We start from the raw sequence: 15,145 nt of genomic DNA on the forward strand, positions 1-15,145 counted from the left end.
ATTTTTCAGTAAAACACATTGATAATTGTGTCATACTTATTATAATAAAAGTATCAGATAAGCGTAACTCAATTCGGAAGGGGTTTCTATATATGACAATTAAAATCGGTATTAATGGTTTCGGACGTATTGGCCGCATGGTATTCCGCCGCGCTATTCAGGACCCCAACATTGAAATCGTTGCAATCAACGCCAGCTATCCAGCGGAGACGCTTGCACATTTGTTGAAATATGACACGATCCACGGACGCCTGCAAAATAAAGTGGAAGTCCAAGACAACAAGATTATCGTAGATGGAAAAGCAACAGTTGTCCTGTCTGACCGTGATCCGCTGAAGCTGCCTTGGGGTGACCTCGGAGTAGAGATCGTCGTAGAAGCTACAGGCAAGTTCAACAATCGCGAAGGCGCTGGCAAGCACCTGCAAAGCGGTGCGAAAAAAGTTGTGATTACAGCACCAGCGAAAGAAGAAGACGTTACGATCGTGATGGGTGTAAACGAAGGTATCTACGACCATGTTAATCACCACATTATCTCCAATGCGTCTTGCACGACCAACTGTCTCGCACCTGTGGCAAAAGTGCTCAACGATGCATTCGGTATCGAACAAGGTCTCATGACTACCATTCACTCGTTTACAAACGATCAGGTGAATCTCGACAATCCGCATAAAGACCTGCGTCGTGCACGTGCAGCTAGCGAGTCCATCATTCCAACGACTACCGGTGCTGCTCGTGCAGTGGGTAAGGTTCTGCCAGAATTGAATGGCAAGCTGAATGGATTTTCACTTCGCGTACCTACTCCAAACGTTTCCGTAGTGGATTTGGTAATCAATACGAAGAAGCCTGTTACATTGGACGAAGTAAACCGTGTCCTACGTGAAGCGAGCGAAGGCAGCATGAAAGGCTACCTCGAGTTCTGCGACGAGCCGCTCGTATCCAGCGATTTCAATGGTAACGATCACTCCTCGATCATCGACGGTCTGTCTACGATGGTAATGGGAGACAATCAGGTGAAAGTGATTGCTTGGTACGATAACGAGTGGGGCTACTCCTGCCGTGTCGTAGACCTGGTTCGCCACGTTTCCGAGCAGAACAATCAAGCTGCAACAAAAGAAGCAGCTGCTGTGGGTGTAAAATAAGTAGCATAACCAAAACCCCTTTGCCGATTTTCGAGCAAAGGGGTTTTTCGTTGCTTCGTATTTACGATGAGGTAGAAGATTCATCTAATGAGTTCACGTTAAATAGATCATCATCTTCAAAGCTGACAATAAACAGTCGGATGTTCGCCTTGAGATCGAGGTCATAAGGGCTTGGGACGTCGTTTCCTCGGCCGTCTTTTAGCACACGTACAGTAGGACGATGCGAATAATCCGGATCAACCCGACTCACTACCCCGATTTCTCCGGTATTCAAAACGACGCTGCTTCCAATCGGGAAGATAGCGATGTGCTTGATAAAGGCATTGACTAGATGGTGTTCGAACAGCGTACCGCCAGCGCCTAGCAGGTACTCGACAGCATCCTGTGGCATGTACCGCTTGCGCCATGGGCGTGGGGAAGTCAATGAGTCATAAATATCACAGAGACCGACGATTTGCGCAAATTCGTGAATTTGCTTGCCGGATAATCCCTGTGGATAACCACTTCCATTTAGTCGTTCATGGTGTTGCAAGCAGACATGTGCTGACATAAGCGAGATATCATGCTGCTTTCGCAACAAATTAAAGCCAAGCATCGAGTGCTGTTTGGCGATTTCCTTCTCTTCGTCCGTCCAACGCTCTGTTTTTTGTAACAGCTCTTCAGGCAGGCTCACTTTGCCGATATCGTGCAGCATGGCGCCTACCCCTAGGTTTATGAGCTGTGTGCGATTGTAGCCCAGAGACATGCCCACAGCAGTCGCCAGCACGGCCACATTCACGGAGTGATGGTATAAGGATGGCGAATGAGAAGAGATTGTCGTCAAATGTCCAACCATTTGTTTGTTTTGCATCAGGTCGTCCAATATTGAACTAAAGGCACGCTGAAAATGAAGGCCCATTTCTTTTAAGGAAATTTTCCGGGCCAGCTTGTTTGAGTTTGTAATTTGTTTGATCGTCTTCTCGATGGCTTCCACAGCTACTTGCCTGGTTTGTGGGCGAATCACTTCTTCTACAACGATGTCATTGGTACGGGGATCATCGATATACACCGAATCGACACCAGTTCGCTCTAATCCGGATATCAGTCGTTCCGTTAAGAGCATACCGGTTCCAAGCAGCACCTTTCCATCTTCTGTGAAGACCGTACGTCCCAATTTCATTCCAGGCTGTAGGTGCCTTAAAGATACTAAACGCATGACTATCCCTCCAACAGTACCATAATTGTACTCCATTCGACTTATGCTTTAAATAGGTACAAGGATTGACTTGACTTCTGACAGGAATATGAGGGACACTGTAGACAAGTATTGTCAGTATTGGAGTTGATTCTGATATGCGTTGTCCATTTTGCGAATATAATGGGACTAGAGTCCTAGATTCACGTCCTTTCAATCATAATAAATCCATTCGTCGTCGCCGTGAGTGCGAAGCCTGCGAGCGCCGTTTTACTACCTTTGAAATGGTAGAAGAAACACCTTTGTTAATTGTGAAAAAGGACGGAACACGCGAGGAATTCAATCGTGACAAGATATTGCGTGGGTTGGTGCGCGCTTGCGAAAAACGCCCCGTACCGTTGGAAGTGCTTGAAAATGTAGTGAACGACATTGAAAAAGAATTGCGCAGTTGCGGGCAAGCGGAGATCCCAAGCAATGACGTTGGGGAGAAGGTCATGGAGCGTTTATACCATGTCGATGAGGTTGCTTATGTACGCTTCGCCTCTGTATACCGCCAATTCAAAGATATCAATGTATTTATGAAAGAGCTGGAGGAGCTATTGGCTCAAGCGCGAAATAGCTCGTTTCCAAAAGAATAGATATGCTTTTTCTACCAGATTCGCAACTTCTCTCACACGCTCTTGCGGCCGATCCGCCAGGGCTTCTTTGGCTTTCCAGCTGATTTTTCCGCGAATGAATGGGTAGTCGTGCTATAATAAAAGAATCGAATTTTGTCAGGAAGGAAAGATCTGATGCGTCGTTTAGTTTGGAACGAATTGTTGCCGAAGGATCGTTATCTGGTGCGGATGGCAAGACCGATTGGCTTTGCCGAAATGGGCTTTGTTACGCAGCTATACTTGCCGATCATCGGTGTCGAATCGTACGCTCTCTACCAACTGCTCGTCCATGGCGTGCAGGAGGTGAGCGGAGCCTCCTCGGAGGGGACCCATCGCAGTTTGATGCTGACGACTTCGCTTTCTCTGGATCGGCTATTGGATGCGCGTGAACGTCTGGAGGCAATCGGGCTAGTCGAGGTGCGCCGCAGGGAAAATCAGCAGCGTGACTATTATTACGAGTATTTGATCAAACCGCCGCTTAGTCCGGCAGAGTTTTTTGCAGACTATGTACTGTCGTTGATGTTGTTAAACAAAATCGAAAACGTTCGCTATTCGCAACTGCGCCAGCATTATGCAGATACGCTTGGCAGTCAGTTGGATCAAGAATACTCCATCGTGGAAAACGTCACGAAAGACTTCCATGATGTATTCCAGTCGTTGAAACCATCGGAGCTGGAAGTGAAAAAAGGATCGGAGCGGGATCAGTTTTTAACCGAGATGGACACTAGCTTTCCGCAAGCGCAGATGAAATCTGGCTACGAGGCACAGGTCAACCATTCGTTGAGTGTATCGTCCTTGCGCCTGTACTTGCCGGATAATGCCGACTCGGTCAAAGTTTTGGAAGGCAAGAGCATGGAGCTGTTGTTCTCACTGTGCCATTTCTATCAGCTGGACAGCTGGGGAATGGGGCAGGAGCTGCGTGATTGGACGCTGTACAAATCGGATCGGAGTTTGGACGGAGAAGTTTTGCGCAAGCGTTTGGTGCAACGCTACACGGAAGACAAGCTATACCGAACTGCGCCTGCAACTGACACGACAGAGGATGACTTTGGACCAGGGCGCTTGCCTGAGCCTGGTAGCGAAGCCTTTATCCGTGCTTGTCGCCAGTTATCTCCGGTGACCCTGTTGGAAAAGGTCGTTGGTGGCAGAATCAGCAAGGTGTTTTTGGAACGGGCTGAAACGCTTGTATTTGCGGATGGGATGCAGCCGGAAGTCGTCAATGCCCTGCTGCTCCATACGTTAGCCAGCATGCAAATGGAGCTGCCAAAAGCGTACATGGAGACGATTCGTGACAGCTGGAAAGCCAAGCGGATCGCGACAGCCGACGAGGCAGTCAAGCAGATCCTCGAACGTGCGGATCAACGGGCACAAACTGCCGAGAAGGCAAAAGCGGGCAAGAAGGAATCTGCTCCTGTCAGACGCAACGGTAGAGCTATCTTGCAGGACAAGCTGCCAGCATCTGTCGAGTGGCAGCTGTCGCAGGAGAAAACCACATCGGACGCTGAAAAGAAACAGTCCATTCAGGATTTTCCAGACTTGCAGAAAAGACTGGAAACCTTGCGAAAACGGAAATAAGGAGTGTGAGGGAACGTGGAATCTATCAGTGAGTTCATGCAAGAGCTCGCCAAACGAACACCGCGTCAGTTGCTGACACCGGATCAGCAGTTAGATAAAATGTTCCGTTCGTCCGCGTATTTAAAAGCATTTCAACAAGAGCATCCCGAATTGACCAGGGACGATTACCTTCGCTCGCTCTCCAACATCTATACGGCAGTCAAGGAGCAGTATTGGTGTGAGCGTTGTCCGGGTCTTGGCGAATGCCCGAATTTGGTCAAGGGGCATAGCACTCAATTGGAGCTGGCTCACCATCATATTATCAGCTCGATGACGCCCTGTTCCAAGCAATTGTCGCATGAGGAAGAGATTCGCCGCCGCCGACTGATGCGCAGCTACTATGTTTCCGAAGAGACCTTGAACGCGAGCTTTGAGGGCTTGGTCATTGACTCCGGGAATTTGGCTACCGTAGACGCTGCGATTCAGTTCTGTGAAAAAGTGGGAACAGGCGAGCGGGTAAAGGGGCTTTATCTGCACGGTCCGTTTGGGGTTGGAAAAAGCTACATCATGGGAGCAATCGGTCGCGAGCTCTCGGAGCGCAATGTCGCTTCCTTGCTGGTTTATGTGCCTGACTTTATCCGGGAGATGAAGGATTCCATCTCGGATCAATCGTACGCGGGGAAGCTGGAGCTGCTGAAAGAAGTGCCTGTACTGATCCTCGATGATATCGGCGCGGAAAACCTGACGCCATGGGTTCGGGACGAGATTTTGGGGGTTATCTTGAATCAGCGGGCAAACAACCATTTGCCTACGTTGTTTACTTCAAACTACGCGCTGAATGAACTGCAAGAGCATTTGTCTATCTCCAACGGAAATCGGATTGAACAAACAAAAGCGGCTCGCATCATGGAGCGAATCCGCCATTTTGTCGATGTGTATGAAATTTTACGCGAGAACCACCGTTCCTAGCACGTGTGTCCAGAGGCGAGAGAGCTCCCAATGCGTGAGGGCGAGTACTTCTCTCGCCTTATGATACGGTCCAAAAAGGACGTGTGACGTCGTCCCGACAGGCGAGGCGACAATTCCCAGTGAATCAGCCATGATCATTGCACGGGCCAAATGATAGTCGTGGCTGATGATCAGGACGTCTTGTATATGATGTTCCGCCAAGACCTGCTGGCCGTACAGCAGGTTTTCGTATGTACTGGTAGACTTGTTTTCTAGCAAAATGTCCTCTTCTGGAATTCCTTTGGCAACCAAGTAATTTCTGCTCACAGCAGCTTCCGTGATCGTTTTGCCTTCACCAAGGCCGCCTGTGACCAACAGCTTCGATACATAGCCTTCTTCATACAAAGTCGCGGCCTGCTCCAGGCGTTCGCGCAGACCAGGACTAGGCCCCTCACCCCATACTGCTGCACCGAGGACAATGCCGACGGTTGCGTGCCGGGCGTTGGCTCCCTCAATCGTCTGTTCGACGCGGTACCAGTTGTAGCTCGACCATAGTAGACCGAGCAGCATGACAATCTCCAACGCTATCCGTATCCCGCGCCAGCACAGACGCTGTGCGTTTATCGTTCGATTTTTCATTCTTCGAAATCTCCCTCATAGTCGCTCTCTTAACTTTAGACGTTTGAAATGCGGTCTAGTTACAAAGTTTGACATATGCCTGACACGAAAAACTAGTAAATTGTTTCTTGCTCTTTACCGATATAGTAATGGTGGAATGGTTTCGAAGAACAGCAAATTTCATACTTGCGAGGGAGGCTAGCAATGTTCTGGAAAAAAACGATGCTCTTGTTTCTGGCCGTCCTGCTATTAGTGGGGACTGGAAACGCAGGGGTAGGATTGGCTGCCGATGAAATCAGCCGACTCGTTCTGTCCAAGAACGAGGTAACATTGGAAAATGGAGATTCTACCAAGCTGACGGCTACCGCTGTTTACGTGAGCGGAAAAACGGAAGACGTCACCGTCAAGACAGAATGGACCACGCAAAATGCGGATGTAGCCTCTGTATATGCGGGGCAGATTACAGCCAAATCGGTAGGGAAATCTACCGTAACGGCTACGTACATGGGTAAGCCTGTTGTAGTGGGTGTAACCGTAACGAAAAAGGTAAAGGCACTGACGACAGAAGATCAAACGTTGAACGTACGGATCGGCAACACGGAAAACGTAAAGCTGACAGCTGTATACAGCGATGGAACAACAGAAGACGTAACAACTCAATCAGACTGGTCCATCGATAATCCAGCGATTGCGACTGTAGTCAACGGTGCAATCAAAGGTTTGAATTCAGGAACTGGTACCGTGACAGCGAAGTTTGGCAGCCAGACGACAACGATCTCTGTTAATGTCGAGATCGCCCACAGATTGGAGCCTAACAAAAACCAGGTTTCACTCTTGCTGAACGGCGAAGAAACAATCAAGCTCAAGGCCATTTTCCCGGATGGAAGTGTAACGGAGGATGTCTCCGACAAGGCTGAATGGTCTTCAGACAATACGGCTGTAGCCGATGCGCTCAAAGGAACGATCAAGGCTTATGGCGCAGGTACAGCAACCATTACTGCGAAGTATGGAACCAAAACAGCGACGATCAAAGTCGATGTGGATACAACGCAAAAGCTAGAACTCAACAAGCAAAACATTTTCATGAATGTGGGCAAGGAAGAAGACATCGAGCTGAAAGCAACTTATGCCAATGGCGGCGGTTCCACAGTGGTGAACGATAAGGCCGAATGGTCCTCCGATCGAGAGGATGTTGCGTACTACAGCAACGGGAAAATCCATGCGGTGAAGTCCGGTGAAGCTGTGATTACTGCCAAGTACGGAAACAAATCCGTACAGGTACGTGTAGATGTAGAAGTACCTCGTTCCATATATATCACTCCAGCTTTCCTGACGATGAAAAGCGGATCAACGAAAGACGTAGTTGTAAACGCATCTTTCGCAAACGGAACAAGTGAAGATATCACTTCAAAAGTAGAGTGGTCTTCGGATAATCAAGATGTCGTATTTGCAAGCGGCAAGACCGTATCCGCCTACAAGGCTGGAACGGCGAATGTAACCGCTAAATACGGCGGAAAAACAGCGACACTGGTTGTCGATGTAGATGTACCGCAAAACTTGTCCGCAGATATCACGACAGTAGCGATACCAGTGGGCGGCGCGAAGCAAGTGAAGGTAACGGCTTCGTATCCAGATGGAAGCACTCCTGCTGAAGATGTCACACAAAAAGTCGTTTGGTCATCCAGTGCTCCTAACGTAGCAAGCGTGCGTCAAGGCTTGATCACTGGGGTGTCAACAGGTGCAGCGACCGTGACAGCTACATACGGATCACGTACAGTGAACATTTCCGTATCGGTTGGCGTTATGCAGACATTGACGGTAGACAAGAAAAAGATCGTGCTTGGCAATGGCAAGTCCGAAACCGTTAAGCTGACGGCAGCTTACGCAGATGGAACGACCAAGGATGTAACAGATACAGCGACATGGAGCACAGCTTCTGCTGCTGTAGCAGAGGTAATGAACGGGAAGATCACAGCGACTGGAGCAGGGAAAACGACTGTAACAGGTACCTTCGATGGCAAATCGGTTACGATTTCGGTAGAAGTAGACCAAGCGACGAATCTCTCCGTTGATCCTCGACTGCTGATCCTGAACGTCAACGAATCAAAAGAGATCAAGCTGAACGCAACAGACTCCGCTGGCAATTCGGACAATGTGACCAGCGATGCAGAATGGTCCTCGTCCTCGGTTAAAGTAGCGGATGTGGTAAACGGCCGCGTAACAGGTCTCTCAAACGGACGTGCGACGATCACTGCGAAATACGGCGGCAAATCGATCAGCATCCCGGTAGAAGTCGGAATCGTGAGCAAGCTGGAAGCAAACAAGCGCTTTGTATCTACGAAGTCGAACAGCAACGTACAAGTAACCTTGACCGCTACCTTCTCCGATGGCCGCACAATGGATGTTACCTCCATGGCTGACTGGAAGACGAGCAACTACAAGGTAGCAGACGTAACCAAAGGCCTCATTACAGGACGTGCCTACGGAAAAGCAACGATTACAGCTAGATACAACGACAAGAGCGTATCCATCCCAGTCGATGTTGATACATTGAAATACTTGAAGACAGATGTCGTCCAGCTCGTGATGAGCAAGGGCGAAGTGAAACAAGTGAACGTCATCGCTACGTATGCAGATGGCTCAGAGCAAAATGTCACCAAGCCAGCTCTCTGGACCACATCTCGTCTGTTGGTTGCCGATGTGAAGGACGGCGTCATCAAGGCGACGGGTTCTGGTAAAGCGACGATTTATGTACAATACGGTGGGAAGAAGACACCGATTGTGGTGACGGTGAGATAGTAGATTGATAGGGAAAAGAGGGAAGCCAACCGGTGGAGATCGGTTGGCTTTTTTCGTGGGTTTTTTCAGCTGGGACGGGGATTTATCAAGTTTGTGAAAATAAAAAAAGTCACCTTGTATAAGTGACTTGTGCGATCTATATTATGGTGGAGCCAAGGGGGATCGAACCCCTGACCTCTTGACTGCCAGTCAAGCACTCTCCCAGCTGAGCTATGGCCCCATTAATATTTAAATACTAACATATGCTGGATAGATAGTCAATAATAAAATATTTACTAATGAGTATATGGAGTCTACTGACCAGCAATTCTTTCATATAATTGGTAGTATAATCGCATGTGGAGCGCATTTTAATCGGTTCCTAATAGATAAGAAACCGATTAAATATTATCCCTTTTTTTGGAATTTCATTGTCCTTTGCTTTGCCCATCTTATACATTTCACTTCAATAAAATGATACGATACGATAGAAAACAATATTGTCGTTGTAACACATAAGAGGAACAGCAAAGAGGTTGGAATTTTTGCATACAAAAGTTTAAATAGTACCATCATAATTGGAAAATGACATAAATAGATACTATATGAAATTTCCCCTACGTATACAAATACACTCTTATTTAAAATTGCTTTTACTTTTAGGTTACTCATAGCCATTATAATAAGTATGCTAACACCAATGACAACGCCCCAATCTTTTAATAGAAAATACGTATCACTACGAGAAATCGCCAAAATTCCAGTTGAGTATAAATATAGAATGACTCCTAATGTGATAAGAAGTCTTCTTTTCCATTTTTTCATATTTCTATATAAACGGACAAGTTCTTCCTGATGCTTAAAAAGTACCATTCCGACCATAAATATAGATGTGAAATGCAGTGTATCAGCATAACCATTATAAAATCCCTCAGCTTTTCCAATATGCAATATATTAAGGAAAATACTAATGAAAGAAAAGCTCATGGCAAACAGTATTGTTTTCTTCCAACTTTGTTTATAAAAAAGAAGGAATAACAAAGGAAACACGATAGATATACGCATTTCTTGAGCCAATGACCAGATAACCGGATTGTAATTATCTGTAAAAAAGTTATTAAGAAGCACAAGGTGATTGATAATATCTAATGTTGTGATAGGTCCTTGCCACTTATCATAGAACCAATCTCGTAGTCCCGTAACTTCATATGGCGAAAACAAAATAAATAACGCAAAGGTGATGAATATCCAGAAATAATAAGGGATATATATTCTTACAAATCGCTTAATTAAATAGCCCCAATAATTTGTTTTTGAATGATAAATGGCCATAGATAAGACAAAACCACTGAGTACATAAAAAATGATTACAGCTTCTCCACCAGCCCATAAAAATCTAAGGGGTGAAAATTTAATAGAATCAGGCAAGGATGGTATCATTAAACAAAAATGTCCTATCACCACGGTAATAGCCGCCAATCCTCGTATTGAATCTAATTCTTTAATTCTATTACTCATAGATGACTCTCCTTGTAAACTTTGTTGTTGATAAATGCTACTATACTAGTAGGGTGGCATACTTATGTGTATCTTCTGAAGGGGATTTTCATATTTAGGGAAATCATACAATCATAATAGAAAGGAAAAAGAAACTTTATTTAAAGATTCTTTAAAAATTTCATTTCAAAATTATTACGATTTATAGCATAGATAAACATATTTACGTGTTAGTAACTGCTTTCCTTGACTTGTAGGATGGGGACGGATTGGGGACGAGCTTCACTCGGAACCTCAAAAACTCACTCGGACGAAAACGGATGCGAACAAGAAAAACCCTTGATATTCAAGGGTTTTTAAGATTGGCTTGTTTTCACAAATTCATCAAACTGCGAAACGCTTTTATTTTCCCTCTGCTTACGGGAATATCCGTCTGGCTGTCGTCGTTCATCTTGATCAAGTACGTGTTGTTGAACCAAGGGATGATTTCTTTGATATGCTTCACGTTCAAAATATAGTTTCGATGACTTCTAAAGAAAGAGCGGGATCGGTTCAAAATCTCCTCCAGCTCATTTAAGGACAAGTCGCACTTGTCGATACTCTCTTTTGTCGCAACATATAAATCTTTCTCCCGCACAAACGCAAAGTAAATCTGTCCTACAGGGATCGGGATGATTTTGTTGGTCTTCCGGATGCAGACATGTTCTTCCATCGGGGGAACCGTCGCGATGCGGTCATTCATGGCCGAGCGGTTCCTCAGTGTCCTCACTTTTTGGATCACATCGTCCAATTTCGATTCCATGATCGGTTTGGTCAAATACCCCACAGCCAGCGTGGAAAAGGCCTCCAGAGCGTGTTCATGATAGGCAGTCGAAAAAACGATCAATGGGGGATAGGACATCTGATTCAATGTTTTGGCAAATTCAAGCCCATTCATCCCAGGCATCTGAATATCAAGCATAAGCAAATCAGGCTTGGAATTGATAATATGAGGCAATGCTTCAAGCGGATTTGTATAGATTGCGTCCACCTGAATATCGATATATTTTTTCAGCAAATATTCCAATTCGGAACAAATGGCTGGCTCGTCATCGATGATGATCGTTTTCAGGAGCATCTGGATGCACTTCCTTTTCAAATACGGATAACGGAGCGACAAAGGATACTACTGTTCCCAAACCAGGCTGGCTGTGAATCGTGAGGCCATATTTTTTGCCATAGATCGATTGCAGCCGTGAATGGACATTGACAAGGCCGATCCCTTTCGATTGGCTGTTCCAGATATCGGCCAAACGCTCTTCACTGATTCCAACTCCATTGTCTTCAATACTGATTTTCACTTCATGGTCGTACGGTTCCACTCGAATCGTGAGCAGACAGTCGCTAATTTTGGGGAAAAGTCCATGGTGAATGGCATTTTCCACGATCGGCTGCAAAGTCAGGACAGGCAATTTGCGGGTCAGCAGGGATTCGTCGATCTCCATGTTCACCTTTAAACGGTTGCTAAATCTGACCTTCTCGATTTCCAAGTACGACTTGATTCCGTCGAGTTCTTCCTGCAAGCTGTGATGATTTCCCTTGCTTTTTAAATTGCGCCTGAAGATGTCACTTAAATGACCGATCAAGTTTCTCGCCTGATCAGGGTCTGTACGACAATAGGACATAATCGTCCCCAAGGTGTTGAACAGAAAATGCGGATTAATTTGTGCTTGTAGGGCGCTCACTTCAGCCTGCTTCCGCATTGTCGATTGATGCTCGATCTCTGCCAGTTCAATTTGGACCGACAGCAGCTTAGCGAGGCCGTCCACTAACTTCTCGTTGGTCTGGGACGTCTTGGAGGAAGAGGTTTTATAGTAGAATTGCAACGTCCCGATTTTCTGGTTTTGATGATACAACGACGCGGCACTGATCGATTTGAGGCGAGGCGGACGAGGAAGAGCAAAATCTTTGTCGCACCATACCCCTGTAGGGTGGGTCAAAACAGCCTCCGCTACTTGTGCGCACAGCGTCTCTTTCTGCAAATGATTCTCCAGTTCGTGGCCTTTTGCACTGAGCAGCTTTTCGCGGTCGGTAATAGCGACTGCATCCACCCTGGCCATTTCACGGATCAGTTCAGCGGTTTTTTTCGCAGAATGTTCATTTAGCCCCGTCCGCAGATGAGGCAACGTCTGGCTTGCAATCGACAAGGCCAGGTCTGCCCCCAATGCGCCGGACTGGTCTTGCATCATTTTGAGATTTTGGAAAACGCGCGTGAACAGCAGTAGTCCTGCAATGGTCATAATGGTGGTCGGGATCGCGATTTTTACTTCCAGTTCGAGTGCCGCAGAAAAAGGCTTGGCCATGAGAAGCACCAAAACTTTTTGAATGAGCTCGGCTGCAACGCCAATTAGTACGATATGCTGCCATTTCAGACGCAGCATATTCATTTTCGTACTGACGATCCCGGCCAAGTAGCCGTTCATTACGGTCGAGATGGCACAGGCGAATGCGGTAAATCCGCCTATCGAATAGCGATGAATACCTCCAATAAGGCCAGCAAAAAAACCGACGACAGGCCCCCCGATCAACCCGCCCGCGACGGCACCGACAATGCGCGTATTGGCGAGTGCGTCATCGACCCGTAGCCCGTTCTCCGTTCCGATTACCGACAGGAACCCGAACAGCGTAGAGAGGATCACGATCCGCATCCAGTTGTTTTTCCCGTACATGATGTTCCGAAAGTAATCCAGTTGGCCGATGATAAGGGCGATGACTGCGATTACAGAGATGTTTTCAAGCAGTCCCAGAAGCATAGTGATTGTCATAACAGCCGCCTCCCTATGGAAAAGGGTAGCCCGATCCGGTCGAAAAATCAATGTAACTCAACTGGGTTTTTCGGCAGCTCGGATGCCGTTTTTGCACATCTGGAAGTATTCAATAGATTCTAGCAAAACAAATAACTTAGAATAAAAACAGTTCTTCGAGAATCCATTCAGGTAAATATGTAACCCCTTTCAAAGCGAACGATGCCGTCTCGAGATTAGTATTGTTTCATTTGAAAGCGGTTAAACTATCCCAATTGCGAATGGATTCGGGTCAATCATAAGGAGGGGGCAGCAATGAAGCCATCGAGTGATCGTGAAAATACGCGGCGAATCACAAGCAACATCTTTAAAGGTTCACTGGGGAACCTGATTGAGTGGTATGACTGGTATGTCTATGCAGCTTTTGCGGTGTATTTCTCATCTCAGTTTTTTCCAAAAGGGGACGCTACCAGCCAGTTGCTAAATACAGCCGCTGTTTTTGCTATCGGATTTTTAATGAGACCGATCGGGAGCCTGCTCCTAGGCCGATACGCTGACCGTCATGGGCGCCGTGCCGCGTTGACACTGTCTGTTACCATCATGGCAGGTGGTTCTCTGGTGATTGCAGTAACACCAAACTATGAAACCATCGGCGTGTTTGCACCTATTATTCTCGTTCTTGCCCGCCTGCTCCAAGGGCTTTCGCTTGGCGGGGAATACGGAACATCTGCAACGTACCTGTCCGAGATGGCTGCGAGTGGTCGCCGAGGGTTCTATTCTAGCTTCCAGTACGTCACGCTGATCAGTGGACAATTGCTGGCGTTGGGTGTGCAAATTATCCTGCAGCAAATACTCCCGGAAGAAGCCATGATGGCCTGGGGCTGGCGAATTCCATTCATCATCGGAGCATTTGGCGCAGTAGCCGTGTTGTGGCTGCGCCGCAGTATGGACGAATCGGAGCAGTATACCAAAATGGAGTCGAAAAACAAGGAGAAGGCGGGTACGCTTCGAGAGCTGATGAAGCATCCGAAGGCGGTGCTGGCAGTTGTCGGCCTTACGCTCGGGGGAACCATCGCCTTTAACACCTACACGACCTATTTGCAAAAATTCATGGTGATTACGGTAGGAATGCCGAAAGAGGTAGTCAGTTGGATTAACTTTACCGCATTGCTCGTATTCGTCGTCTTGCAGCCGCTTGCTGGTATGCTGTCTGACCGGATTGGACGGCGACCGCTGTTGATTGGTTTCGGTGTTCTTGGAACATTGTGGACCGTACCGATGTTTTTGCTCCTGGAACAAACCACTAGCCCATATGTCGCTTTCTTGCTGATGCTGTCTGGTCTTATCATTGTTACTGGCTATACGTCCATCAACGCAATCGTGAAAGCCGAGATGTTTCCTACCGCCATTCGCGCTCTGGGTGTAGGTTTTCCGTATGGCGTGACTGTTGCGATCTTTGGAGGGACAGCGGAATTCATCGCACTATGGTTTAAAAGTATCGGGAACGAGTCTCTCTTCTATTACTATGTAGCAGCTTGTATTGCCATAAGCCTTCTCGTTTACTGGCGTATGGACGAGTCTTCGAAAAACTCTAAGATCGAAGCTGAGCTGAATACAGCAAAGGACTAGCATGCTTACATTCAATAGGTAGCGAACTGACATTTTCAAACTTCGCAGTACTAGTAGCGATTGCTTACTGATAGATGCAAATCAACAACGATCCATCAACTCGGTGCAGAAGTAGATGTGCCGAGGGGCAGCGGTTCGATCCAGCTATGCTTCACCATATAGAAGTCGCCAAACGCTTGGGTTTCCAAGCGTTTTTTATCTGCAAATTGGACTATAGTCACTGTTAATAAATTGGAAAGATCAAGACTTGGGGACTAGAAATCATAGTAACGAATCGCGATGTGAAATCCTAAGACTTGAAGAGCTTATTAAATCTTTATCGTAGTTTATCTCCGCGTTTGATTTTGACAGATGTAAAGCGTATCTACG

General features: G+C 46.7%; 11 protein-coding genes and 1 tRNA gene. 6 read left to right on the top strand and 6 right to left on the bottom strand.

The features are described from left to right. Positions 1–92: 92 nt before the first annotated feature. Positions 93–1,139, top strand: coding sequence for a glyceraldehyde-3-phosphate dehydrogenase (locus HPY27_RS16230; protein WP_173623096.1), 1,047 nt, complete (start codon positions 93–95; stop codon positions 1,137–1,139). Between the two features lie 61 nt (positions 1,140–1,200). Here HPY27_RS16230 and HPY27_RS16235 read toward each other — a convergent pair whose 3' ends face one another. Further along, positions 1,201–2,334, bottom strand: a complete 1,134-nt coding sequence (locus tag HPY27_RS16235) for an HD-GYP domain-containing protein (RefSeq protein WP_174225439.1) — start codon at positions 2,332–2,334, stop codon at positions 1,201–1,203. A 137-nt stretch (positions 2,335–2,471) separates the two neighbouring features. On the opposite strand from HPY27_RS16235, the gene nrdR reads away from it, so the two are divergent. The 3 genes from nrdR to dnaI all read left to right on the top strand — a co-directional run bounded on the left by nrdR (position 2,472) and on the right by dnaI (position 5,492). After that, positions 2,472–2,951, top strand: coding sequence for a transcriptional regulator NrdR (gene nrdR, locus HPY27_RS16240; RefSeq protein ID WP_017250777.1), 480 nt, complete (start codon positions 2,472–2,474; stop codon positions 2,949–2,951). Between the two features lie 153 nt (positions 2,952–3,104). Next, entirely contained in the window at positions 3,105–4,544 is a 1,440-nt protein-coding gene (locus HPY27_RS16245) for a replication initiation and membrane attachment family protein (RefSeq protein ID WP_173623095.1), read from the top strand. Between the two features lie 15 nt (positions 4,545–4,559). Beyond that, positions 4,560–5,492 carry a primosomal protein DnaI gene (gene dnaI / locus HPY27_RS16250; protein ID WP_017250779.1) on the top strand — a complete coding sequence of 311 codons (933 nt, stop codon included), beginning with the start codon at positions 4,560–4,562 and terminating at the stop codon, positions 5,490–5,492. Here the strand turns inward: dnaI and HPY27_RS16255 are convergent. Then, positions 5,469–6,110 carry a YdcF family protein gene (locus HPY27_RS16255; protein ID WP_174225440.1) on the bottom strand — a complete coding sequence of 214 codons (642 nt, stop codon included), beginning with the start codon at positions 6,108–6,110 and terminating at the stop codon, positions 5,469–5,471. The genes dnaI and HPY27_RS16255 overlap by 24 nt on opposite strands. 183 nt (positions 6,111–6,293) lie before the next feature. Here HPY27_RS16255 and HPY27_RS16260 point away from each other — a divergent pair, with 183 nt between their 5' ends. Then, the gene (locus HPY27_RS16260) at positions 6,294–8,888 is read left to right on the top strand and encodes an Ig-like domain-containing protein (RefSeq protein ID WP_017250781.1); all 2,595 of its coding nucleotides are present in this window, start codon (positions 6,294–6,296) and stop codon (positions 8,886–8,888) included. Positions 8,889–9,032: 144 nt separating this feature from the next. Here HPY27_RS16260 and HPY27_RS16265 read toward each other — a convergent pair. The 4 genes from HPY27_RS16265 to HPY27_RS16280 all read right to left on the bottom strand — a co-directional run bounded on the left by HPY27_RS16265 (position 9,033) and on the right by HPY27_RS16280 (position 13,168). Next, a tRNA-Ala gene (locus HPY27_RS16265) sits at positions 9,033–9,108 on the bottom strand. Positions 9,109–9,275: 167 nt separating this feature from the next. Beyond that, positions 9,276–10,385 (bottom strand): acyltransferase family protein, encoded by a 1,110-nt coding sequence (locus HPY27_RS16270; protein WP_173623092.1) that lies wholly within the window; start codon positions 10,383–10,385, stop codon positions 9,276–9,278. A 352-nt stretch (positions 10,386–10,737) separates the two neighbouring features. Continuing rightward, positions 10,738–11,481: a LytR/AlgR family response regulator transcription factor gene (locus HPY27_RS16275; RefSeq protein WP_174225441.1), complete on the bottom strand. Its 744-nt coding sequence runs from the start codon at positions 11,479–11,481 to the stop codon at positions 10,738–10,740. Continuing rightward, entirely contained in the window at positions 11,453–13,168 is a 1,716-nt protein-coding gene (locus HPY27_RS16280; RefSeq protein ID WP_017250784.1) for a LytS/YhcK type 5TM receptor domain-containing protein, read from the bottom strand. The genes HPY27_RS16275 and HPY27_RS16280 overlap by 29 nt, the downstream gene beginning before the upstream one ends. A gap of 294 nt (positions 13,169–13,462) precedes the next feature. On the opposite strand from HPY27_RS16280, the gene HPY27_RS16285 reads away from it, so the two are divergent. Further along, positions 13,463–14,776, top strand: a complete 1,314-nt coding sequence (locus HPY27_RS16285) for an MFS transporter (protein WP_173623090.1) — start codon at positions 13,463–13,465, stop codon at positions 14,774–14,776. The last annotated feature ends 369 nt before the right edge of the window (positions 14,777–15,145 follow it).

Source organism: Brevibacillus sp. HB1.1 (assembly GCF_013332445.1).
In the GTDB taxonomy this organism is placed as follows: Bacteria; Bacillota; Bacilli; order Brevibacillales; family Brevibacillaceae; genus Brevibacillus; species Brevibacillus porteri.

Bases quoted from the DNA above. Each gene is read 5' to 3' on its own strand.
- HPY27_RS16245 (WP_173623095.1), top strand. From the start codon at position 3,105: ATGCGTCGTTTAGTTTGGAACGAATTGTTGCCGAAGGATCGTTATCTG.
- HPY27_RS16270 (WP_173623092.1), bottom strand. From the start codon at position 10,385: ATGAGTAATAGAATTAAAGAATTAGATTCAATACGAGGATTGGCGGCT.
- HPY27_RS16275 (WP_174225441.1), bottom strand. From the start codon at position 11,481: ATGCTCCTGAAAACGATCATCATCGATGACGAGCCAGCCATTTGTTCC.
- nrdR (WP_017250777.1), top strand. From the start codon at position 2,472: ATGCGTTGTCCATTTTGCGAATATAATGGGACTAGAGTCCTAGATTCA.
- HPY27_RS16280 (WP_017250784.1), bottom strand. From the start codon at position 13,168: ATGACAATCACTATGCTTCTGGGACTGCTTGAAAACATCTCTGTAATC.
- HPY27_RS16260 (WP_017250781.1), top strand. From the start codon at position 6,294: ATGTTCTGGAAAAAAACGATGCTCTTGTTTCTGGCCGTCCTGCTATTA.
- HPY27_RS16235 (WP_174225439.1), bottom strand. From the start codon at position 2,334: ATGCGTTTAGTATCTTTAAGGCACCTACAGCCTGGAATGAAATTGGGA.
- HPY27_RS16285 (WP_173623090.1), top strand. From the start codon at position 13,463: ATGAAGCCATCGAGTGATCGTGAAAATACGCGGCGAATCACAAGCAAC.
- HPY27_RS16255 (WP_174225440.1), bottom strand. From the start codon at position 6,110: ATGAAAAATCGAACGATAAACGCACAGCGTCTGTGCTGGCGCGGGATA.
- HPY27_RS16230 (WP_173623096.1), top strand. From the start codon at position 93: ATGACAATTAAAATCGGTATTAATGGTTTCGGACGTATTGGCCGCATG.